General features: G+C 32.9%; 4 protein-coding genes. All 4 read left to right on the top strand.

From position 1 onward, the window contains the following. Nucleotides 1-95: 95 nt before the first annotated feature. The 4 genes from PEPTYR26121_RS08835 to PEPTYR26121_RS08820 are packed head-to-tail and all read left to right on the top strand — an operon-like array spanning nucleotide 96 to nucleotide 1,296. Nucleotides 96-428, top strand: a complete 333-nt coding sequence (locus PEPTYR26121_RS08835) for a phage head closure protein (RefSeq protein ID WP_180501059.1) — start codon at nucleotides 96-98, stop codon at nucleotides 426-428. Continuing rightward, nucleotides 425-805 (top strand): HK97 gp10 family phage protein, encoded by a 381-nt coding sequence (locus tag PEPTYR26121_RS08830; protein ID WP_002834872.1) that lies wholly within the window; start codon nucleotides 425-427, stop codon nucleotides 803-805. Before PEPTYR26121_RS08835 ends, PEPTYR26121_RS08830 begins: the two co-directional genes overlap by 4 nt. Further along, nucleotides 798-1,124, top strand: a complete 327-nt coding sequence (locus PEPTYR26121_RS08825; RefSeq protein ID WP_108831509.1) for a hypothetical protein — start codon at nucleotides 798-800, stop codon at nucleotides 1,122-1,124. Before PEPTYR26121_RS08830 ends, PEPTYR26121_RS08825 begins: the two co-directional genes overlap by 8 nt. Then, the gene (locus PEPTYR26121_RS08820) at nucleotides 1,117-1,296 is read left to right on the top strand and encodes a hypothetical protein (RefSeq protein WP_068370117.1); all 180 of its coding nucleotides are present in this window, start codon (nucleotides 1,117-1,119) and stop codon (nucleotides 1,294-1,296) included. The genes PEPTYR26121_RS08825 and PEPTYR26121_RS08820 overlap by 8 nt, the downstream gene beginning before the upstream one ends. Nucleotides 1,297-1,323: the final 27 nt, after the last annotated feature.

Genomic DNA, 1,323 nt, shown 5'->3' with positions numbered 1-1,323 from the left:
GCTTATCTTTATGAACACAGAGAAGAGGCAGATTATTCTGAACTAAACTTAACTCTAAGGGCTTTATTGTTTGGAATGAGAAAGGCTGAGTTCTAATGAGGATATCGGATTTAAATAGAAAAATAACCTTTCAAAATAAAAATGTTGAGGTAGATGAAATTGGTAACCATAAATCAGTATGGATGGACTATCTAACAACATCAACCTATATATCTTTTCAAGGAAAAGGAGAAGAGGTTTTTTTAGGAATGGAAGTAGACAGGTCAGACATTTCTTTTACTGTAAGATTTCAAAATAGGTTAAAGAATATTAACACTTCAGAATACAGAATTCTATTTGATGATGAAATTTACAATATCATCTCAATTGACTTTATGAACTATAAAAATAGACTTATAAAGTTTAGATGTAGGAAGGTGAGTAGATGAATGTAAAAATTGAAAACCTAGCCAGTGAAATAATGAAGGGCTTAGAAGAATATTCTGATATGGCAACAGATGAAGTCAAAAAGGAAGTCAAAAAAGCTGGTAGCAATATTAGAAAAGACATACAAGAAAATGCACCAGTTGGAGAAACAAAGAAATATTCTAAATCTTGGTCAGTAAAAACTATGAAAGAAACTTCAAACTCAATAGAACTTGTAGTTCACTCAAGAAATAGATACCAGCTGGCTCATTTACTTGAAAAAGGGCACGTCCTAAGACAGGGAGGAAGAGTATCTGCTAAGCCACACATCGGACCAGCTGAAGAGAAAGGAATCAGAGAATTGGAAGAAAATATTATGAGGAAACTAAACGATGGATAGGCTATTAAAAATAATTGAAGATATGGGACTTCCATTTGCATACTCTCACTTTGCTGAAGGAGAAAGTCCAGATCCACCATTTATGGTCTATCTATTTCCAAAGAATAAACACTTTGGTGCAGATGGATATGTATATTATAAAAACACCCAGATAGACTTAGAACTTTATACTGATAAGAAAGATTTAAAATTAGAAGAAAAGATAGAAGAGATACTTGATAGAGAAAAAATCTATTATGAAAAATCTGAAGTTTGGATTGAATCAGAAAGACTTTATGAAGTTCTCTATGAATTTACTATGGAGGTAAAAAATGGCTAATAAAGTTAAATTTAATATTTGTAATGTTAATGACCTAACCCCACGAGCCTTGCGAGTGGCAGGTAGGTCAGATGTCACGCAATCCAATTCTCTGCGACTGATAAGGAGCGAAGAGAATTGTGATGGAGCTGACTCACTACAATTTATGGGAGGTAACAATTATGGCAAATAAGGTAAAGTTTAATATTTGCAATGTGCA

This window comes from Aedoeadaptatus nemausensis (genome assembly GCF_903819165.1).
Taxonomy (GTDB): domain Bacteria; phylum Bacillota; class Clostridia; order Tissierellales; family Peptoniphilaceae; genus Aedoeadaptatus; species Aedoeadaptatus nemausensis.
The sequence above is the reverse complement of the archived record's forward strand: the minus strand, read 5'-3'. Positions and strand labels throughout refer to the sequence as shown.